Raw genomic sequence first — 18772 nt, 5'->3', positions numbered from 1 at the left:
TGCTAGCTCTTCTCCTCGAAGATTGGAGTGGGGTCGATGTAGATGTCGCCCTCTTGCACCTGGATGCGGTACACGGGCACTGGTTCGTAGGCGGGGAGGGTGCGTGGCCACCCGGTCTTGAGCGAGAACTGGGAGCCGTGCGCCCAGCATTCGATCGAGGCGTCCTCCACGAAGCCCTCGGCAAGCGAGATGTCTCCGTGCGAGCATCGGTCCCCGAGAGCGAAGAGCTCACCGGCCGAGTCCCGGACGACGCAGATGGCCTGTCCCTCGATCTCGAAGCGCTGCGGCGCCTCGACCTTCACGTCGTCTGCGGCGCAGAGACGCACCGAGGTCATCGCTCTGCGACGAGCAGAGGACTTGCGCCCTCGTTGAGCTCGCGTTCGAGCGCGTCCCGAAGATGGGTTGCGATCTCCTCGTTCCCGATCTGCTGGACGATCTCGTTGAGGAAGCCGTGCACCACGAGGCGACGGCTCATGGCCTCGGAGATGCCGCGGCTCATCAGGTAGAAGAGCTGCTCGTCGTCGAAGCGACCAGTCGCGGACGCGTGACCCGCGCCCTCGATGTCGCCGGTCTCGATCTCGAGGTTCGGAACCGAGTCGGCGCGCGTCCCCTCCGAGAGGACGAGGTTGCGGTTCTGCTCGTAGGAGTCGGTGCCGGGCGCGTTGCGGCGGATGAGCACGTCGCCGATCCAGACGGCGCGCGCGCCCTCGCCCTGCAGCGCACCCTTGTAGTTGACACGGCTGCGCGTGTGTGGCGCATTGTGGTCGACGAAGACCTGGTGCTCGAGGTGCTGGCCGGCGTCGGAGTAGTAGAGCCCGTAGAGCTCGCCATCCGCGCCCTGCGCATTGAGTTGGAGCGTCGGGTTGAGCCGCACGATGCCACCGCCGAGCGAGACCACGATGTGCTTGATGAACGCGTCGCGCCCCACCGACAGGAAGTGCGTGGAGAGGTGCTGCGCGGAGTCCTCCCATTCCTGCATGGAGACGACCGTGACGTTCGCGCCGTCGCCGACGAGGATCTCGACGTTCTCGGCGACCGTCGCCTCGCCGGTGTGGCGGAGGATGATGAGGCCCCTGGCGTGCGGCTTGATGTCGATCACGACGTGGGCCGCGAGTGCGGCGTCGCCGAAGCCCTTGCGGTCGAGGACGAACTGCTTGTCGTCTTCGCCCGACACCTCGACGAGGAGCGCCTCTTCGAAGTTCGTCCAGGCGTTGGCGGAGGCGCGGTCCTCTGGCTTTCCTGCGGAGCCGATGCGCGCATCCGAACGCGGGATCCAGCTCACCGAGACGCCCTCGGTCTCCGAGAAGTCGAGCTCGGAGCGGGTTCCGGTGAGCGTGCCGTTGATGAGCGCGTCGAGCTTCGCGACGGGAGTGTACTTCCACTCGATCTCGCGGCCGCTGAGCGGTGCGAAGTCGGCGAAGTCGAAGGAGGTGAAGCGCTCCGACCTCGTCTGCACCGGCACCTCGGAGCCGGGCCCATGGCTGTGCTTGTTGAGACCGAGCGGGTTGATCTGCTCGCTCGTCACCTGCGTCGTCATCTAGCCGACCGATCCTTCCATGCTCATCTCGATGAGCTTGTTGAGTTCCAGCGCGTACTCCATCGGCAGCTCGCGAGCGATGGGCTCGATGAAGCCGCGAACGATCATGGCCATGGCCTCGGTCTCCGGGAGTCCGCGGCTCATGAGGTAGAAGAGCTGCTCCTCCGACACCTTCGTGACGGTGGCCTCGTGGCCGAGCTGCACGTCGTCGACCCGGATGTCGATCGCGGGGTACGTGTCAGAACGGGACTGCGTATCGACGAGCAGCGCGTCGCAGACGACGCTGTTCGATGAGTGGTGAGCCTTGGCATCGATGCGGACCTCGCCTCGGTAGCCGGCTCGTCCCCCACCCCTCGCGATCGACTTCGACGTGATCGACGACTGCGTGTACGGAGCCATGTGGATCATCTTGGCGCCGGCGTCCTGGTGCTGGCCGGGACCCGCGAAGGCGACGGACATGGTCTCGCCCTTGGCGTGCTCGCCGACCAGGTAGATCGACGGGTACTTCATGGTGACCTTCGAGCCGATGTTGCCATCGACCCACTCCATCGTCGCGCCCTCTTCGGCGATCGCGCGCTTCGTGACGAGGTTGTAGACGTTGTTCGACCAGTTCTGGATCGTCGTGTAGCGAACGCGGGCGTTCTTCTTCACGATGATCTCGACAACCGCCGAGTGCAGGGAGTCGGACTTGTAGATGGGAGCCGTGCAGCCCTCGATGTAGTGGACGTAGCTGCCCTCATCGGCGATGATCAGCGTCCGCTCGAACTGACCCATGTTCTCCGTGTTGATGCGGAAGTAGGCCTGCAGCGGGATCTCGACGTGCACGCCCTTCGGCACGTAGACGAACGAGCCGCCCGACCAGACGGCCGTGTTCAGGGCCGCGAACTTGTTGTCCCCGGAGGGGATGACGGTGCCGAAGTACTCCTCGAAGAACTCCGGGTGCTCGCGGAGCGCCGTGTCGGTGTCCATGAAGATGACACCCTGCTTCTCGAGCTCCTCGTTGATCTGGTGGTAGACCACCTCGGACTCGTACTGAGCCGCGACGCCGGCGACGAGGCGCTGACGCTCTGCGTCGGGGATGCCGAGCTTCTCGTAGGTGCTCTTGATGTCGTCGGGCAGGTCCTCCCACGTCTGGGCCTGCTTCTCCGTCGACCGCACGAAGTACTTGATGTTGTCGAAGTCGATGCCGGAGAGGTCTGCACCCCAGTTCGGCATCGGCTTCCGCTCGAACATCTTGTAGCCCTTGAGGCGCGTCTTGAGCATCCACTCAGGCTCGTCTTTCAGGCGCGAGATGTCGGCGACGACGGCATCGTTGATGCCTCGCTTCGCGGACGAACCCGCAACGTCGGAGTCTGCCCAGCCGAACTCATAGCGGCCGAGGCCCTCGAGTTCTGGGCGATCGATCAGGACATCTGACATGTCTGCCTCGTCTCTCTCATCTCTGAAGTCGTTGTGCACGTGCGGGCGCTCGCCCGGCTTCACGCCGGCGTTCGTCTCGCATGTGGGTCTACGGCCGGTGGGCCCGCGGTCGCTCGGGAAGACGGCGTGCGTCTACCTCTCGTAGAATGGAACCCGCGAAGGGCCTCCATTGTTCCCTGCGCCGCGATTCGGGCACACGTCCCGAGCGAAGACAACACCTTCTATCCTACGCCAGACAAGCCAGGCGTCTGAAAGGAACTCGTGACCGCGCAAGTCGCTCCCGTCCGTCCCTCACGAGCGGACGCCATCCGTGCGCGCGTGATGCCCACCGGCATCACGCGCTACACGCGTTTCTTGGCGTGGGCGAGCCTGATCGCGAACATCGCCATCGTCGGCACGGGCGGGCTCGTCCGACTCACCGGTTCGGGTCTGGGCTGCCCCACGTGGCCGTACTGCACGGACGAATCGCTCATCAACACGCCCGAGATGGGCATCCACGGTGTCATCGAGTTCGGGAACCGTCTGCTGACGTTCATCCTGTGCGTCATCGCCCTCCTGCTGTTCCTGGCGGTCCTGAGGGTGCGCCCGCGCGGGATGCGCCTCGCCGTTCCGGCCTTCTCGATCGGCGTGCTGATCATCGTCCAGGCGATCGTCGGCGGCATCACCGTGCTCACCGGCCTCAACCCGGACATCGTGGGCCTCCACTTCCTCATCTCCGGCCTCATCGTCGCGATCGCCGCCGTCCTGCTCTTCCGGGTGCGACGCGGCGAGCCGGTCCCCGAGGTCGGAACGCGACTCGACGTCAGCCGGGCGGGTCTCGTGCTCACGCTCGCGGTCGTGGTCAACGTGTGGGTCTGGGTGACGGTGTTCGTCGGCGCGCTGACCACGGGATCCGGTCCGCACGCGGGAGACTCGGCGGCCTCGAGGAACGGGCTCGATCCCGTCGTCATGCAGCACGTTCACTCCTGGCCCGCGTACATCCTGCTGGCCTGCTCCCTCGCGTTCGCCGTTCTGGCCGCGGTGCGGAGGTTCCCGGCCACCCGCAAGGTCTCGCTGGGCCTGCTCGCGCTCATCGTCGCGCAGGCGGGCGTCGGCATCTGGCAGGCACGCACAGGCCTTCCCATCACCCTCGTGATCGTGCACATGGTGCTCTCGGTCACGACCATCGCTGTCGCCACGACCGCGGTGGCGACCATCCGCCGCGAAGGACGCCCGCAACGCGCCTGACCTCGCTGGCTTCGAGCCGAGTGCAGAGAAGCCCCGACGAGACCGTGTCTCGCCGGGGCTTTCTCGTTCAGACGACGGTGGGCCTGCAGCTCGGGGAGAAGCGGGAACAGCGAAATCGGCCCGGCGGGAGGGATGCTCCGCCGGGCCGATCTCAATGGCTGCTGCCCCGCACTAGGAGATCAGCGGGTCGATGCCGACTGCCACGAAGACGAGCGTGAGGTACGTGATGGAGAGGTGGAAGACCTTCATCGGCTTCCCGCCCTTGCCCGTGATGGTGCGGTAGTAGAGCACGTGCGCCTCGTAGAGGAACCACGCACCCGACAGCACAGCGACGGACGTGTACAGCCAGCCCATGCCCGCAATCGGGACGAGCAGGAGCGAGCAGATGACCGTCGCCCAGGCGTAGAGCACGGTCTGCAGCGAGACCGACAGCTCCCCCTCGGTGACCGACAGCATCGGGACGCTCGCCTTCGCGTAGTCGTCGCGGTACTTGACGGAGAGCGGCCAGTAGTGGGCCGGGGTCCAGAGGAAGATGATGGCGAACAGCACGAACGGCGCCCAGCTGAGGGAGTTCGTGACGCCGGCCCAGCCGATGAGGACGGGCATGCAGCCCGCGACGCCGCCCCAGATGATGTTCTGCTCGGTGCGGCGCTTGAGCACGATCGTGTAGAAGACGACGTACAGCAGGATGGCGCCGACGGAGAGCGCCGCAGTCAGCGGGTTGGCGACAAGCCACAGCACGACCGTTGACAGGATGCCGAGGGCGAACGCGAAGACGAGAGCCTCGCGGTCAGTCAGCTCCCCCGTCACCAGGGGACGCTTCGCGGTGCGCTTCATCAGGCGATCGATGTCGCGGTCGATGTAGCAGTTGAAGGCGTTTGCGCTGCCTGCGGACATGGCGCCGCCCAGGACGACCCCGAGGACGAGCCACAGGTTCGGCACGCCGCCCTGCGCCAGGAACATCGTCGGCACCGTCGTGATGAGGAGGAGCTCGATGATGCGCGGCTTCGTCAGCGCCAGGTAGGCCTTCGCCTTGCGCCCCAACGTCGCTCGCTGCGGGGGTGCGACAGCCACTAGTTCATCGACAGACAAAGCCACCAAGTCCTCTTCGCTCGAAATCTCCTGGCAATTCTATCTGGTCTCGCCGAGAACGGCTCCCCATTCCGGGGCGTGCCAGCCGGTCACAGCTGCCGTCGCGGACCGTGAGGCCCGTCGCACGGAGAAACATGACCGAGAACTGGATGCCGTTCCTCCCGCGCGGACCCGACGTGGCGATAGGCTGTGAGGCGGCCCTTTCCCAACGACGACGGGACGCAGTGTGACGAATTTTGAGTGGTCTGAGCTCGATCGACGTGCAGTCGACACAGCAAGGATCTTGGCGGCGGACGCAGTTGAGAAGGCGAAGGGTGGGCACCCTGGCACGGCGATGAGCCTCGCCCCCCTCGCGACGCTGCTGTACCAGCACGTGATGCGGGTCGATCCGAAGGACCCCCACTGGATCGGTCGCGACCGCTTCATCCTCTCGGCGGGACACTCCTCGCTGACCCAGTACACCCAGCTCTACCTGGGCGGCTTCGGTCTCGAGCTCGACGACCTCAAGCAGCTCCGCCAGCTCGGCTCCAAGACGCCGGGCCACCCGGAGTTCGGCCACACCGACCACGTCGAGATGACGACGGGGCCACTCGGCCAGGGGCTCGCCTCCGCAGTGGGCTTCGCCTACGCGCAGCGCTTCGAACGCGGACTCTTCGACCCCGAGGCCGCTCCCGGGGAGAGCCCCTTCGACCACCGCGTCTACGTCATCGCCAGCGACGGCGACCTGCAGGAGGGCGTGACGAGCGAGGCCTCCTCGCTCGCGGGCCACCAGGAGCTCGGCAACCTCATCGTCTTCTACGACGCCAACCAGATCTCCATCGAGGACGACACCGACATCGCCTTCACGGAAGACGTCGCCAAGCGCTACGAGGCCTACGGCTGGCACGTCCAGACGGTCGACTGGACCGCGGGCGAGCAGTACCACGAGGACCTCTCCGCACTGCACGACGCGACGCTCCAGGCCCAGGCCGAGACCGGGCGCCCGTCGATCATCGTCCTGAAGACCATCATCGGCTGGCCGAGCCCGACCAAGCAGAACACCGGCGGCATCCACGGCTCGGCGCTCGGTGAGACCGAGCTCGAGGCGGTCAAGAGCCTCGTCGGATTCGACCCGAAGCAGAGCTTCGAGGTCGCCGATGACGTGCTCGCCTACACGCGAGGACTCGCCGACCGCGCGGCTCCGGTGCGCGCTGAGTGGCAGCAGAGCTTCGACGCCTGGAAGAGCGCGAACCCCGAGCGCGCCGAGCTGCTCGAGCGACTCGAGGCCGACGAGCTGCCCGAGGGCATCGCCGACGCGCTGCCAGACTTCGCGGGCGTCGCCAAGGTCTCCACCCGCAAGGCGTCGGGCGAGGCCATCAACGCACTCGCAGCCCAGCTCCCGGAGCTCTGGGGCGGTTCGGCCGACCTCGCCGGCTCCAACAACACGACCATCAACGGGGCCGCGTCCTTCATCCCCTCGCAGTTCTCGACGTCGAGCTGGACCGGCAACCCCTACGGACGGGTGCTGCACTTCGGCATCCGCGAGCACGCCATGGGCGCGATCCTCAACGGCATCACACTGCACGGCAAGACTCGCGCGTTCGGCGGCACGTTCCTGATGTTCAGCGACTACATGCGTCCCTCCGTTCGCCTCGCTGCGCTCATGAACATCCCGTCGATTTTCGTGTGGACGCACGACTCCATCGCCCTCGGTGGCGACGGCCCGACGCACCAGCCCGTGGAGTCCCTCACGGCGCTCCGCGCCATCCCGAACCTCGCAGTGGTCCGCCCAGCGGACGGACCGGAGACGGCGGCGGCCTGGCTCGAGGTCGTGAGCCGCCGAGGCGGCCCGACCGGCCTCATCCTCTCGCGCCAGGACCTCCCCGTCATCGCACGCGGATCCGGAGACGCCAACGAGCAGGAGTTCGGCTCCGCCGCCGGAACGAAGCGAGGCGCCTACGTCCTCGCGGAAGCCTCCGGCGGCACGCCCGAGGTCATCCTGCTCGCCACCGGCTCCGAGGTCCAGTACGCGCTGGAAGCACGTGAGACGCTCCAGGAGCAAGGACACCCCACGCGCGTCGTGTCCGTCCCGAGCTTCGAGTGGTTCGCCGAGCAGGACGCGGCCTACCGGGAGCACGTCCTCCCAGCTGCCGTCGAGGCTCGCGTGAGCATCGAGGCAGGGCTCGCACTGCCATGGCTCCAGTTCGTGGGACCCAAGGGCCGCAGCATCTCGATCGAGACGTTCGGCGCATCCGCAGACCAGCCGGAGCTCTACAAGGCCTACGGCATCACGGCAGAGGCCGTCGTCGACGCGGCGCTCGAGTCGCTCGCGCAGTAGCGCTCCCCTGCGAATCACCGCTCTTCCTCATCAGCTACGCGAAGGAACACCAACAATGACTTCAACACCCACAGCAGCACTCGCCGAGGCCGGCGTCAGCATCTGGCTCGACGACCTCTCGCGCTCAAGCCTCGAGTCGGGCGCGCTCGAGCGCCTCATCGCCGAACGCGGCATCGTCGGCGTCACGACGAACCCGACGATCTTCGCCGGCGCCCTCAGCAAGGGCGACGCGTACGACACGCAGGTCGCCGAGCTCCAGGCCCGCGGCGCGAGCATCGACGAGGCGATCTTCGAGATCACCACTGACGACGTGCGCTCCGCGTGCGACCTCTTCCTGCCGATCTACGAGGCCACTGACGGCCTCGACGGGCGCGTCTCGATCGAGGTCTCCCCCGAGCTCGCCCGCGACACCGCAGCGACGATCGAGGAGGCCAAGCGACTCTGGGCCACGGTCGACCGCAAGAACGCCATGATCAAGATCCCGGCGACCGTCGAAGGCCTCCCGGCCATCACGGAGGTCATCGCTTCCGGCATCAGCGTCAACGTCACGCTGATCTTCAGCCTCAGCCGCTACCGCGAGGTCGTGAACGCGTACCTGTCCGGTCTCGAGCAGGCCAAGGAGCGCGGGCACGACCTGTCGACGATCCGCTCCGTCGCATCGTTCTTCGTCTCGCGCGTCGACGCCGAGATCGACAAGCGACTCGTGGCCGCGGGGAGCGACGAGGCGACCGCGCTCAAGAGCCGTGCTGCTCTTGCGAACGCCCGCCTCGCCTACGCAGCCTTCGAAGAGGAGTTCTCGAGCGAGCGCGCGAAGCTGCTGCTCGCCGAGGGCGCGCACGTGCAGCGCCCGCTCTGGGCATCCACTGGCGTCAAGGACCCGGCGCTGCCCGACACGCTCTACGTGACCGAGCTCGTCGCGCCCAACACGGTCAACACGATGCCGGAGAAGACGCTCGAAGCCGTCGCCGACCACGGGGTCATCACGGGCAACACCGTCGCGGGAACCGCCCACGCGGCCAACACGACGCTCGACGAACTCGAGGCGCTCGGCGTGAGCTACGTCGAGGTCACGGAGCAGCTCGAGACCGAGGGCGTCGACAAGTTCATCGTCTCCTGGCAGGAGCTCAAGGCAACCGTCGACTCGCAGCTCAAGGCTGCCGCGGCGAAGGCCTAGGGGAACCGCCGTGAGCATCAAGGTCAGCACCGCGGGTGCCGCGAACGCAGCGGCCACCGCGAAGGTCGGCGAGCTCGTCGCCGAGCGATTCGCGTCGCGACTCTTCGCGCAGGACGCCACCCTGTGGGGTGCGGCAGCCGAGGCCGAATCGGCAATCCGCCTCGGCTGGACGCGCGCGCACGAGGTCTCGCGCGAACTGGTCGACGGCATCATCGCGCTGCGGGACGAGTTCGCGTCGGCAGGCATCACCCGATTCGTGCTCTGCGGGATGGGCGGATCGTCCCTGGCCCCCGAGGTCATCACGCGCACCGCGGGCGTCGAGCTCGTCGTGCTCGACTCCACCGACCCAGCACAGGTTCGTGCAGCAGTCGAGGAAGGCCTGGAGCGCACGGCGATCGTCGTGTCGTCCAAGTCCGGCTCCACGGTCGAGACCGACTCGCAGCGCCGAGCGTTCGTGAGCGCATTCGAAGCGGCCGGCATCGATCCGGCCGGCCGCGTCGTGATCGTCACCGATCCCGGCTCGCCCATGGAGGAAGCCTCTCGGGCGGCGGGCTACCGCGTGTTCCTGGCCGACCCGCACGTCGGCGGACGCTTCTCGGCGCTGACAGCGTTCGGCCTCGTGCCCTCCGGGCTGGCGGGCGTCGACATCGCCGCCCTCCTCGATGACGCCGGCGTCGCCGCGACGGCCGTCGCCATCGACGACGAGAGCAACCCTGCCCTCGTCCTCGGCGCCGCGATCGCCGCGAAGCGATTCCTCGGCATCGTCGACGACGGCACATCCATCGTCGGCTTCGGCGACTGGGTCGAGCAGCTCATCGCCGAGTCGACCGGAAAGGACGACCTCGGCATCCTGCCCGTCGTCCTCACCCCAGGTGCTCCGGAGATCGACGCTCGCCCGGCCGACCTGCAGCTCGTACGCGTGGCTGCCGACGCTGAGTCGACCCCGGCAGCGGGCGACGACATCACCGTCTCCGGTTCGCTCGGGGGCCAGTTCGTGCTCTGGGAGACCGCTGTCGCTGTCGCGGGCGCCGTCATCGGCATCAACCCCTACGACCAGCCCGACGTCGAGTCGGCAAAGGTCGCCGCACGCGGACTCCTGGAAGCGACACCGGAGCCCACGCCTGCCGCGTTCGTCGCGGAGGGCGTCGAGGTGCGCGGCAGCGAGACCGTCGTCGCCGGGCAGAGCACGCTGGAAGGGGCCATCGACGCACTCGTGGCCCTCATCCCAGCGGACGGCTACCTCTCAGTGCAGGCCTATGTCGACCGGAATCGCTTCGGCGCACTCGAAGCGCTTCGCGACGAGCTCGCGAAGCGCTCAGGACGTCCCGTCACCTTCGGGTGGGGGCCGCGCTTCCTGCACTCCACCGGGCAGTTCCACAAGGGCGGCCCGAAGGTCGGCGCCTTCCTGCAGATCACGTCCGGAGAGAAGGACGACCTCGAGATCCCCGAGCGTCCGTTCACCTTCGGCACGCTCATCTCGGCGCAGGCCGCTGGTGATGCCTCCGTGCTCGAGTCGCACGCGCAGCCTGTGCTGCGCATCGACCTCGGCGAATCCGGCAGCGGACTCGACGCGCTCCTCGGCGCCATCTCGCGCTAACCGATCAGCGAGGCGGGGATGCGAGCACCATCGCATCCCCGCGCTCGTGTCTGCAGGACACACACGGGAGCACGCAACCCGTGCCTAGAAAACAAGGAGGCGACGCTGTGACGCCAGTCGACATCAGCGCGGACAACAACCCCCTCAGGTCCATCGACGATGGGCGCCTGCGCCGCATCGCGGGACCCTCAAGTCTCGTCATCTTCGGAGTCACGGGAGACCTCTCCAGGAAGAAGCTGCTCCCGGCGGTCTACGACCTCGCGAACCGCGGTCTGCTCTCCCCGTCGTTCGGCCTCGTCGGGTTCGCTCGTCGGCCGTGGTCCGACGACGAGTTCCGCGCGTTCGTGAAGGAGAACGTCGAGCAGCACGCGCGGACGCCCTTCAACGAGGACGTCTGGACGCAGCTCGCCAAAGGCATCCGCTTCGTCTCCGGGGAGTTCGACAACGACGCCTCGTTCGACTCCCTCAAGGTCGTCCTCGACGAGCTCGACAACGAGCAGGGCACGCGGGGCAACCATGCGTTCTACCTCTCGATTCCGCCCCGCTCCTTCCCAGAGGTGACGACTCAGCTGCGCCGATCCGGGCTCGCCGAGGAACGCCAGGACTCGTGGCGGCGCGTCATCATCGAAAAGCCCTTCGGCCACGACCTGGCCTCCGCGCGCGAGCTGAACAGCATCGTCGAGTCGGTCTTCGCGAGCGACGCGATCTTCCGCATCGACCACTACCTCGGCAAGGAGACGGTGCAGAACATCCTCGCGCTGCGCTTCGCGAACTCCATGTTCGAGCCGCTGTGGAACGCCAACACGGTCGACCATGTCCAGATCACGATGGCCGAGGACATCGGCGTCTCCGGCCGCGCCGGCTACTACGACGGCGTGGGCGCTGCACGCGACGTCATCCAGAACCACCTCTTGCAGCTGCTCGCCCTCACCGCCATGGAGGAGCCGCTGTCCTTCAACGCGAAGGACCTCCGCCAGGAGAAGGAGAAGGCCCTCGCGGCTGTTCGCCTCCCCCACGACCTGTCGCTCGCGTCGGCTCGAGGCCAGTACGGCTCCGGCTGGCAGGGCGGAGAGTTCGTGCGTGGGTTCCTCGAAGAGGACGGCATGAACCCCAAGTCGACCACCGAGACCTACGCGGCGCTCCGAGTCGAGCTCGACTCACGTCGCTGGGCCGGAGTGCCGTTCTACCTGCGCACGGGCAAGCGGCTCGGTCGTCGCGTGACCGAGATCGCCGTCACGTTCAAGCAGGGCCCCCTGTACCTGTTCGACGAAGCCCAGCGCACCTCGCTCGGACCGAACGCGCTGGTCATCCGGGTTCAACCGGATGAGGGCGTCACGATCCGGTTCGGCTCGAAGATCCCGGGCTCCGGCATGCACGTGCGGGACGTGACCATGGACTTCGGCTACGGACACGCATTCACCGAGTCGAGCCCGGAGGCCTACGAGCGCCTCATCCTCGACGTGCTGCTCGGCGATCCTCCCCTGTTCCCCCGCCACGAGGAGGTAGAGCTCTCCTGGAAGATCCTCGACCCCGTCGAGGAGTACTGGGCCACCCAGGGACAACCCGAACTCTACAAACCCGGCAGCTGGGGCCCGGCCTCGGCCACAGCCCTGCTCGCCCGCGATGGCCGCACCTGGAGGCGCCCGTGATCATCGAACTCGGCAATACGACGACCTCGGCCGTCTCGAAGCGACTCGTCTCCATGCGAGAGGAGGGCGGCGCAGTCGCGCTCGGACGCGTGCTCACCCTCGTCATCTCCACCGGCGAACGGCGCGGCGAGGCAGCTATCGCCGCTGCGAACTCGGCCTCCGGCGAGCATCCCATGCGCGTCATCGTGATCCACGTCGTCGATCGTGACGCGAAGGTCTCGAACATGGACGCGGAGATCAGGGTCGGTGGAGACGCCGGAGCGAGCGAGGTCATCGTCCTCCACGTCTCCGGACCCGCCTCCGACGACCCCGAGACCCTGGTGCAGGCCCTCCTCCTGCCCGACGCTCCCGTGGTGGCCTGGTGGCCGGACTCCGCCCTCGGCGCACCGAGCGCGTCGTCGCTCGGCCGCATCGCACAGCTCCGCATCGTCGACTCCGGCAGCTCGCCAAACGGTGAGGAGACCGTGGCGAAGCTCGCGGCGGGGTTCTGTGACGGAGACAGCGACCTCGCGTGGACGAGACTGACCAGCTGGCGCGCGCAGATCGCGGCCGTGCTGGACCAGCCCCCGTACGAGCCCATCCAGGAGGTGGAGGTCATCGGCCGCCCCTCGCAGACCTCGACGCTCCTCATGGCGGCGTGGTTGCAGCTCTCGTTGCAGGTTCCCGTCCGCGTCGCGCAGGCGACGGACCGGGAACTCGGACGTGCGCAGCTGCGCGCGATCAAGCTCACGCGTCCGAGCGGCGTCGTCACGTTCGAGCGTGTGAGCGACTCCGCGGTCGTGCTGACACAGCCAGGTCAACCGGAGCAGAAGATCCCGATGCCGGTCCGAGACCTCCCCGACGTGCTTGCTGAAGAGCTGCGATCGCTTGGACCCGACCGAGTGTTCGGAGAGGTGCTAGTTGCCGCCGCCGCGGCGGAAGCCCACGCTCACGTGGCCGAGGAGACCGGCGAGGGAAGCGAATGATGCAGGCGACACGGGTCCGTCACGTCGAGCCCTCTGTCGCCGCGGTCGCGGAGAACGCTGCACGCCGGTTCGTCGAGCTCGTCGCCTCGACCACGGCAGAGCTGCATGTCGCGGTGAGCGGTGGATCCGTCGCGACGAAGGTGCTCCCCGCCTTCGTCGTCGAGATGGATCGAGCCGGGCTTGACTGGACGCGCGTGCACGTGTGGTTCGCCGATGAGCGCTTCGTCCCGACCGGGCATGATGACCGGAACGTCGTCGCCGTCGCAGAGGCGCTGAAGGGTGCGGCCGGGTTCGAGCAGGCACGCCTGCACGCGACGCTGGCGAGTGACAGCGGCGAGACTCTCGATGACGCTGCGGTCGCGTACGAGGCTGAGCTGCGAGCGATCGTTCCTCCGGCGGATGGCGTACCGGGAGGCGTCCCCTCCTTGGACCTCGTGCTCCTCGGCGCGGGAGGCGACGGTCACACCGCGTCGCTGTTCCCCGGCACTCCCGGGCTCGAGACCGCGTCTGCGCTCGTCGAGAGCATCCGTGACTCGCCGAAGCCGCCACCTGAGCGGGTGACGCTCACGCTGCCCGCCATCCGCGAGGCGGCTCGCGTCTGGGCTGTCGTCACGGGTGCCGAGAAGGCGTCGGCCGTGCGACTGGCTTCGACGGAGGGGGTCACGGCTGAGGAATCCCCCCTCGGGGCTGCGACCGGCCGCGTCGAGACGCTCCTGCTGCTCGATGCGGCCGCAGCGGAAGCCCTCGGCTGACCCCACTTCGGGCGAGACGACAATGGCTCCGGCCGAGAGCAGCGCTCTCGGCCGGAGCCATGTTTCGCAGTACCTGCCACGCCAGCCTGTTCAGGCGGCGGGGCGAGTCAGCCCTTGGTGGTCGTCTTCCCGCGGCGCTCCCGCAGCTTCGAGAGCGCCTCGTCGAGGAGTCGTTCTGCTTCCTCGTTCGTTCGTCGTTCTTTGACGTACGCGAGGTGCGTCTTGTAGGGCGCGACCTTCGTGGCCGCCGGTGGGTTGTCCCGGTCGCGGCCGGCGGGCAGGCCGGAGATCGGGCAGTCGATGAGCTCGGGGATGTCGTCCTCTGCGATCTCCGCAGAGTAGTGCCTCACGGTCTCATTGCCGAGCGCATCCCAGTAGGAGATCGACACGCGCGCAGCGTGCACTCCGTGGTCCATCTCCCCCATGGGTCCGGCACCCACACGCGATCCTCGGATCGCTGAGCCCCCCTGTGCCACCTAGCTCACCACGACCGTCTGGATGCGGGTGATGATGCCCATGGCGACGATGGCGAGCAGCCAGATGACGGCGAGCGTCACCGTGATGCGGTTCAGGTTCTTCTCGGCGACACCGGAGGCGCCGAGGTTCGACCCCATGCCCCCGCCGAACATGTCGGAGAGTCCGCCGCCTCGTCCGCGGTGCAACAGGATGAACAGGATGAGCAGGACGCTGGTGATGGCCAACACGACCTGCAGGATGACGAGGAGAATATCCACGGAATCCCTCTCAGATGAACGGACTCGGACGTGGCCTGAGTGAACAGGCCACGTCCGAGTATAGATGGTTGCCGTTTGCGACTAGGAACCGACGTGCTGACGGAACCGCGCGATGGCGCTGAACTCGTCGACCTTGAGGCTCGCGCCGCCGATGAGCGCGCCGTCGACGTCGGGCTCGCGCATGAAGCCCGCGATGTTGTCCGACTTCACGGAACCGCCGTAGAGGATGCGCGTGGCCGCTGCCACCGACTCGCCGAGAAGCTCCTCGAGCGCATCGCGGAGCGCCTTGGCGACGGTCTGCGCCTGCTCGGGGGTCGCGGCCTGTCCGGATCCGATGGCCCAGACCGGCTCGTAGGCGACCACGAGGTCCGGGGTACCCTCGACGCCCTCGAGCGCAGCCTTCAGCTGAGCGACGGGGACGGCGCTTGCACCGAACTTCTCGAGGTCTTCCGACGTCTCGCCGACGCAGATGACCGGGACGAGGCCGTGCTTCAGCGCGGCCTTCACCTTGCTGCCCACGACCTCATCGGTCTCCGCGTGCAGCGTGCGTCGCTCGGAGTGTCCGAGGATGACGTACCTGCAGGCGAGAGCGCTCAGGAACGCGCCCGAGATCTCACCCGTGTACGCGCCCGAGTCGTGGGCGGAGACGTCCTGGGCGCCGTAGCTCAGCGAGAGCTTGTCGGCGTCCACGAGCGTCTGCACGCTCCGCAGATCGGTGTAGGGAGGGAAGATCGCGACCTCGACATCGTCGAAGTCGTGCTTCGCGTCCTTGAGCGCCCACGCGAGCTTCTGCGTGAACGCGATGGCCTGGAGGTGGTCCAGGTTCATCTTCCAGTTGCCCGCCATGAGCGGGGTGCGAGTCGTTACCATCCGAGAACCTGCAATCCGGGCAGCTGCTTGCCCTCGAGGAACTCGAGGCTGGCACCGCCACCAGTAGAGATGTGGCCAAATCTGTCATCTGCGAAGCCGAGCGTGCGCACGGCTGCTGCGGAGTCGCCGCCGCCGACAACCGAGAGGCCGTCGACGTCGGTCAGGGCGTCTGCGACGGAACGGGTTCCCTCGGCGAACGCGGGGAACTCGAACACGCCCATGGGCCCGTTCCAGAACACGGTCTTCGAATCTCGGATGACCGAGGCGAACGCCTTGGCCGTCTCCGGTCCGATGTCGAGTCCGATTCCTGAGGCTCCGAACCTGCTGTCCTCGATGCCATCTGCGGGGACGACCTCGTGCTCGGCGTCCGCCGAGAACGATGCTGCGACGACGACATCGCTCGGCAGCACGATGGAGACTCCACGCTGCTCGGCGTCCGCCAGGTACCCGCGAACGGTGTCCAGCTGGTCCGACTCCAAGAGGGAGGAGCCCACCTTGTGGCCCTGGGCCGCAAGGAACGTGAACAGCATTCCCCCGCCGATGAGGATCGAGTCGACCCTCGGGAGGAGATGCTCGATGACACCGAGCTTGTCCGACACCTTCGAACCACCGAGTACCACCGAGTACGGCCGCTCGACGGCCGAGGTCAGACGCTCGAGCACTTCGAGCTCATTGGCCACGAGGAGTCCCGCGGCGCTCGGCACGAGCTGGGGCAGGTCGTACACCGAGGCCTGCTTGCGGTGCACGACTCCGAAGCCGTCCGAGACGAACGCGTCCGCGAAACTCGCGAGCTGCTCGGCGAAGGCTCGGCGCTCGGCGTCGTCCTTGCTCGTCTCACCCGGGTTGAAGCGGAGGTTCTCCAGGACGACCAGCTGGCCGTCTTCGAGACCGCCGACGAGGCGCTGTGCGTCCTCGCCGACCGTGTCGGCGGCAAGAGGGGCATCGATCTCGAGGAGCTCACCCAGCCGGGAGGCGGCTGGAGCAAGCGAGTACTGCGGTTCAGGTGCCCCCTTGGGCCGACCAAGGTGCGAGATCACGATGACCTGCGCACCCTGGTCGAGGAGGAGGCGGAGCGTGCCGAGGGAGGCGCGAATCCGACCATCGTCGGTGATCACGCCCTCCTTCAGCGGCACGTTCAGGTCGCAGCGGACGATGACCTTCTTTCCCGTGAGGGAGCCAAGGCTCTCGATTGTGCGAAGCGCCATGTTGGCGATCCTTCCTCTGTTGCCGAAGTGGTTAGAGCTTGCTCGCGACGTACTCGGTGAGGTCGACGAGGCGAACGGTGTAGCCCCACTCGTTGTCGTACCAGGACGACAGCTTCACCTGGTTGCCGATGACCTTGGTCAGTGGCGCGTCGAAGATCGAGGAGTGGTTCTCTCCCACGATGTCGCGCGAGACGATGTCTTCCTCGTTGTACATGAGGAGTCCCTTGAACTCGCCCTCGGCGGCTTCCTTGTACGCGGCGTTGACTTCCTCGACGGTCACGGGCGTCTTGGAGACGACGGTGAGGTCGGTGATCGAGCCGGTCTCGGTGGGCACGCGGAGTGCGAAGCCGTCGAGCTTGCCCGCGAGCTCGGGGATGACGAGGCCGATGGCCTTCGCCGCACCCGTGGACGTGGGGATGATGCTGAGCGCGGCCGCACGTGCACGACGGAGGTCCTTGTGGGGGCCGTCCTGCAGGTTCTGGTCGGACGTGTAGGCGTGGACCGTGGTCATGAGACCCGACTCGATGCCGAACTTGTCGTTGAAGACCTTCACGAGCGGCGCGAGGCAGTTCGTCGTGCACGACGCGTTCGAGATGACGTCGTCATTCTCGGGGTCGTACTCGGTGTGGTTCACGCCGAAGACGAACGTCGGGGCAGGTCCGGAAGCGGGAGCCGAGAGGATGACCTTCTTGGCGCCTGCAGCGATGTGCGCGCGAGCCTTGTCGGGGTCGGTGAAGTGCCCCGTGCTCTCGATGACGATCTCGACGCCGAGCTCTGCCCAGGGCAGGTTGGCGGGGTCGCGCTCGGCCGTGGCCGTGATCTTCTTGCCGTCGACGTAGATGGCGTCGTCGTCGAACGAGATGTCGTTCTTCAGCTTGCCACCCGTGGAGTCGTACTTGAGGAGGTGTGCAAGGGTCTTGTTGTCGGTGAGGTCGTTGATTGCAACGAGCTCGAGGTTGTTGTCATCCTGCAGCAGTGCGCGTGCGTAGCTGCGTCCGATGCGTCCGAAACCGTTGATGGCGATTTTCGTCACGTGATGCTCCTTTTTCCTGTTGTTTCTCCGATTTGACAGGACTGTGTGGCCACAAGTGGCCGGGTGCACCATCGCACCGAAATCGTGGGAACGGTCTGCTGGGCAGGCCCGTTCAACATCGTCAGCCTAGTCCCATGGGCGGGCGCGGAGGTGACCAAACGGGCAGAGCTGTTCGGCGCGGTGATCAGAGCTCGTCGAGCACGGGGAGGTTGGACTCCGTGCCGGGGATGCCGCGGTCCGATGCCTGCTTGTCCGCAAGCGCGAGGAGGCGACGGATGCGGCCGGCGACGGCGTCCTTCGTCATGGGCGGATCCGCGTAGCGCCCCAGCTCGTCCAGGGAGGCCTCGCGGTGCGCCAGACGCAGCTGCCCCGCGTACTTGAGGTGGTCCGGTGCTCCCTCGCCGAGGATCTCGAGCGCCCGCTCGACGCGTGTGCAGGCGGTGACGGCAGCCTGAGCGGAGCGCCGCAGGTTCGCGTCGTCGAAGTTCACGAGCCGGTTCGCGGTCGCGCGCGTCTCGCGGCGCTGCCGGAGGCTCTCCCAGCTCTCGACGGTCGCGTGGGCTCCGATGACGGTCAGCATCGCGCTGATCGCATCACCGTCGCGGATGACGACGCGGTGCACGCCACGGACCTCGCGGGCCTTGGACGAGACGCCGAGTCGTCCGGCCGCGCCGACGAGGGCCATCGCCGTCTCGGAGTTCGGGGTGATGATGTCGAGCGACGCAGACCGGCCCGGATCGGTCAGGGACCCGGCTGCGAGGAACGCGCCTCGCCAGACAGCGGTCAGGTCGTCCTGGCTGCCGGTGGTGAGTCGGTTCGGGAGTCCGCGAACGGTGCGTCGTCGCGCGTCCATGAGTCCGGTCTGCCTGGCGAGCGTCTCGCCGTTCTCGAGGACTCGAAGCAGGTAGCTCTCCCCCGGTCTGGCACCTGAGCCGGCGACGATGGAGATCTTGGCTCGCACGCCGTACAGCTCGAGGAGCTCTCGGCCGAGTCGTCGGGCGAGCATCTCGGAATCGAGCTGCGCCTCGACAGCGATGCGCCCCGAGATGAGCTGCAGGCCACCCGCGAACCTCAGGAGCGACGCGACCTCGGCAGCACGAGCTTGGGTTGTGGCTGCGCGCGTGCGCAGAAGCTCGTGCTTGACATCGGCGGTGAGCGTCACCGGGGTACCTCCATGGATCAGAGTGAGTGGGCGCGACGA

At 67.3% G+C, this 18772-nt stretch carries 17 protein-coding genes; 7 read left to right on the top strand and 10 right to left on the bottom strand.

Annotated features, from left to right (window positions below; all coding sequences use genetic code 11):
• Positions 1-2: 2 nt before the first annotated feature.
• The 3 genes from ACQFZP_RS04855 to sufB are packed head-to-tail and all read right to left on the bottom strand — an operon-like array spanning position 3 to position 2956.
• Positions 3-335, bottom strand: coding sequence for a non-heme iron oxygenase ferredoxin subunit (locus ACQFZP_RS04855; protein WP_211890489.1), 333 nt, complete (start codon positions 333-335; stop codon positions 3-5).
• Positions 332-1537, bottom strand: coding sequence for a Fe-S cluster assembly protein SufD (gene sufD / locus ACQFZP_RS04850; RefSeq protein ID WP_104311904.1), 1206 nt, complete (start codon positions 1535-1537; stop codon positions 332-334). The genes ACQFZP_RS04855 and sufD overlap by 4 nt, the downstream gene beginning before the upstream one ends.
• On the bottom strand, positions 1538-2956 hold the full coding sequence (gene sufB / locus ACQFZP_RS04845; RefSeq protein ID WP_179556768.1) for a Fe-S cluster assembly protein SufB: 1419 nt from the start codon (positions 2954-2956) through the stop codon (positions 1538-1540).
• Positions 2957-3217: 261 nt separating this feature from the next.
• On the opposite strand from sufB, the gene ACQFZP_RS04840 reads away from it, so the two are divergent.
• On the top strand, positions 3218-4183 hold the full coding sequence (locus tag ACQFZP_RS04840) for a COX15/CtaA family protein (protein ID WP_211890488.1): 966 nt from the start codon (positions 3218-3220) through the stop codon (positions 4181-4183).
• A gap of 171 nt (positions 4184-4354) precedes the next feature.
• On the opposite strand, the gene ACQFZP_RS04835 is transcribed toward ACQFZP_RS04840, so the two are convergent.
• Complete coding sequence (locus tag ACQFZP_RS04835; protein WP_258068115.1) at positions 4355-5257, bottom strand: heme o synthase; 903 nt, start codon at positions 5255-5257, stop codon at positions 4355-4357.
• A gap of 244 nt (positions 5258-5501) precedes the next feature.
• On the opposite strand from ACQFZP_RS04835, the gene tkt reads away from it, so the two are divergent.
• From tkt to pgl, 6 genes are all read left to right on the top strand, one after another.
• Positions 5502-7592: a transketolase gene (gene tkt, locus ACQFZP_RS04830; RefSeq protein ID WP_104311907.1), complete on the top strand. Its 2091-nt coding sequence runs from the start codon at positions 5502-5504 to the stop codon at positions 7590-7592.
• A gap of 55 nt (positions 7593-7647) precedes the next feature.
• Positions 7648-8766 (top strand): transaldolase, encoded by a 1119-nt coding sequence (gene tal / locus ACQFZP_RS04825; protein WP_179556764.1) that lies wholly within the window; start codon positions 7648-7650, stop codon positions 8764-8766.
• Positions 8767-8776: 10 nt separating this feature from the next.
• Entirely contained in the window at positions 8777-10363 is a 1587-nt protein-coding gene (locus ACQFZP_RS04820) for a glucose-6-phosphate isomerase (RefSeq protein WP_211890487.1), read from the top strand.
• Between the two features lie 107 nt (positions 10364-10470).
• A complete protein-coding gene (gene zwf / locus ACQFZP_RS04815; RefSeq protein WP_104311910.1) occupies positions 10471-12012 on the top strand; it encodes a glucose-6-phosphate dehydrogenase in 1542 nt (513 codons plus the stop codon).
• Positions 12009-12977, top strand: a complete 969-nt coding sequence (locus ACQFZP_RS04810; RefSeq protein ID WP_211890486.1) for a glucose-6-phosphate dehydrogenase assembly protein OpcA — start codon at positions 12009-12011, stop codon at positions 12975-12977. The genes zwf and ACQFZP_RS04810 overlap by 4 nt, the downstream gene beginning before the upstream one ends.
• Positions 12974-13729, top strand: a complete 756-nt coding sequence (pgl, locus tag ACQFZP_RS04805; protein ID WP_211890485.1) for a 6-phosphogluconolactonase — start codon at positions 12974-12976, stop codon at positions 13727-13729. The genes ACQFZP_RS04810 and pgl overlap by 4 nt, the downstream gene beginning before the upstream one ends.
• 107 nt (positions 13730-13836) lie before the next feature.
• Here pgl and ACQFZP_RS04800 read toward each other — a convergent pair whose 3' ends face one another.
• The 6 genes from ACQFZP_RS04800 to whiA form a co-directional block, all read right to left on the bottom strand.
• On the bottom strand, positions 13837-14205 hold the full coding sequence (locus ACQFZP_RS04800; protein WP_104311913.1) for an RNA polymerase-binding protein RbpA: 369 nt from the start codon (positions 14203-14205) through the stop codon (positions 13837-13839).
• Positions 14206-14463: a preprotein translocase subunit SecG gene (secG, locus tag ACQFZP_RS04795; RefSeq protein WP_104241218.1), complete on the bottom strand. Its 258-nt coding sequence runs from the start codon at positions 14461-14463 to the stop codon at positions 14206-14208.
• A gap of 81 nt (positions 14464-14544) precedes the next feature.
• A complete protein-coding gene (gene tpiA / locus ACQFZP_RS04790; RefSeq protein ID WP_151423456.1) occupies positions 14545-15333 on the bottom strand; it encodes a triose-phosphate isomerase in 789 nt (262 codons plus the stop codon).
• Positions 15327-16538: a phosphoglycerate kinase gene (locus ACQFZP_RS04785; protein WP_211890484.1), complete on the bottom strand. Its 1212-nt coding sequence runs from the start codon at positions 16536-16538 to the stop codon at positions 15327-15329. The genes tpiA and ACQFZP_RS04785 overlap by 7 nt, the downstream gene beginning before the upstream one ends.
• Positions 16539-16569: 31 nt before the next feature.
• Complete coding sequence (gene gap, locus ACQFZP_RS04780; RefSeq protein WP_258068117.1) at positions 16570-17571, bottom strand: type I glyceraldehyde-3-phosphate dehydrogenase; 1002 nt, start codon at positions 17569-17571, stop codon at positions 16570-16572.
• Positions 17572-17755: 184 nt separating this feature from the next.
• Complete coding sequence (gene whiA / locus ACQFZP_RS04775) at positions 17756-18733, bottom strand: DNA-binding protein WhiA (RefSeq protein ID WP_068481866.1); 978 nt, start codon at positions 18731-18733, stop codon at positions 17756-17758.
• Positions 18734-18772 lie beyond the last annotated feature (39 nt).

This window comes from Pseudoclavibacter sp. Marseille-Q434 (genome assembly GCF_050315415.1).
In the GTDB taxonomy this organism is placed as follows: Bacteria; Actinomycetota; Actinomycetes; order Actinomycetales; family Microbacteriaceae; genus Pseudoclavibacter.
Note: the sequence above shows the minus strand (reverse complement) of the source record. Positions and strands in the feature narration are given on the sequence as shown.

Bases quoted from the DNA above. Each gene is read 5' to 3' on its own strand.
- tal (WP_179556764.1), top strand. From the start codon at position 7,648: ATGACTTCAACACCCACAGCAGCACTCGCCGAGGCCGGCGTCAGCATC.
- sufB (WP_179556768.1), bottom strand. From the start codon at position 2,956: ATGTCAGATGTCCTGATCGATCGCCCAGAACTCGAGGGCCTCGGCCGC.
- pgl (WP_211890485.1), top strand. From the start codon at position 12,974: ATGATGCAGGCGACACGGGTCCGTCACGTCGAGCCCTCTGTCGCCGCG.
- ACQFZP_RS04785 (WP_211890484.1), bottom strand. From the start codon at position 16,538: ATGGCGCTTCGCACAATCGAGAGCCTTGGCTCCCTCACGGGAAAGAAG.
- ACQFZP_RS04855 (WP_211890489.1), bottom strand. From the start codon at position 335: ATGACCTCGGTGCGTCTCTGCGCCGCAGACGACGTGAAGGTCGAGGCG.
- tpiA (WP_151423456.1), bottom strand. From the start codon at position 15,333: ATGGTAACGACTCGCACCCCGCTCATGGCGGGCAACTGGAAGATGAAC.
- sufD (WP_104311904.1), bottom strand. From the start codon at position 1,537: ATGACGACGCAGGTGACGAGCGAGCAGATCAACCCGCTCGGTCTCAAC.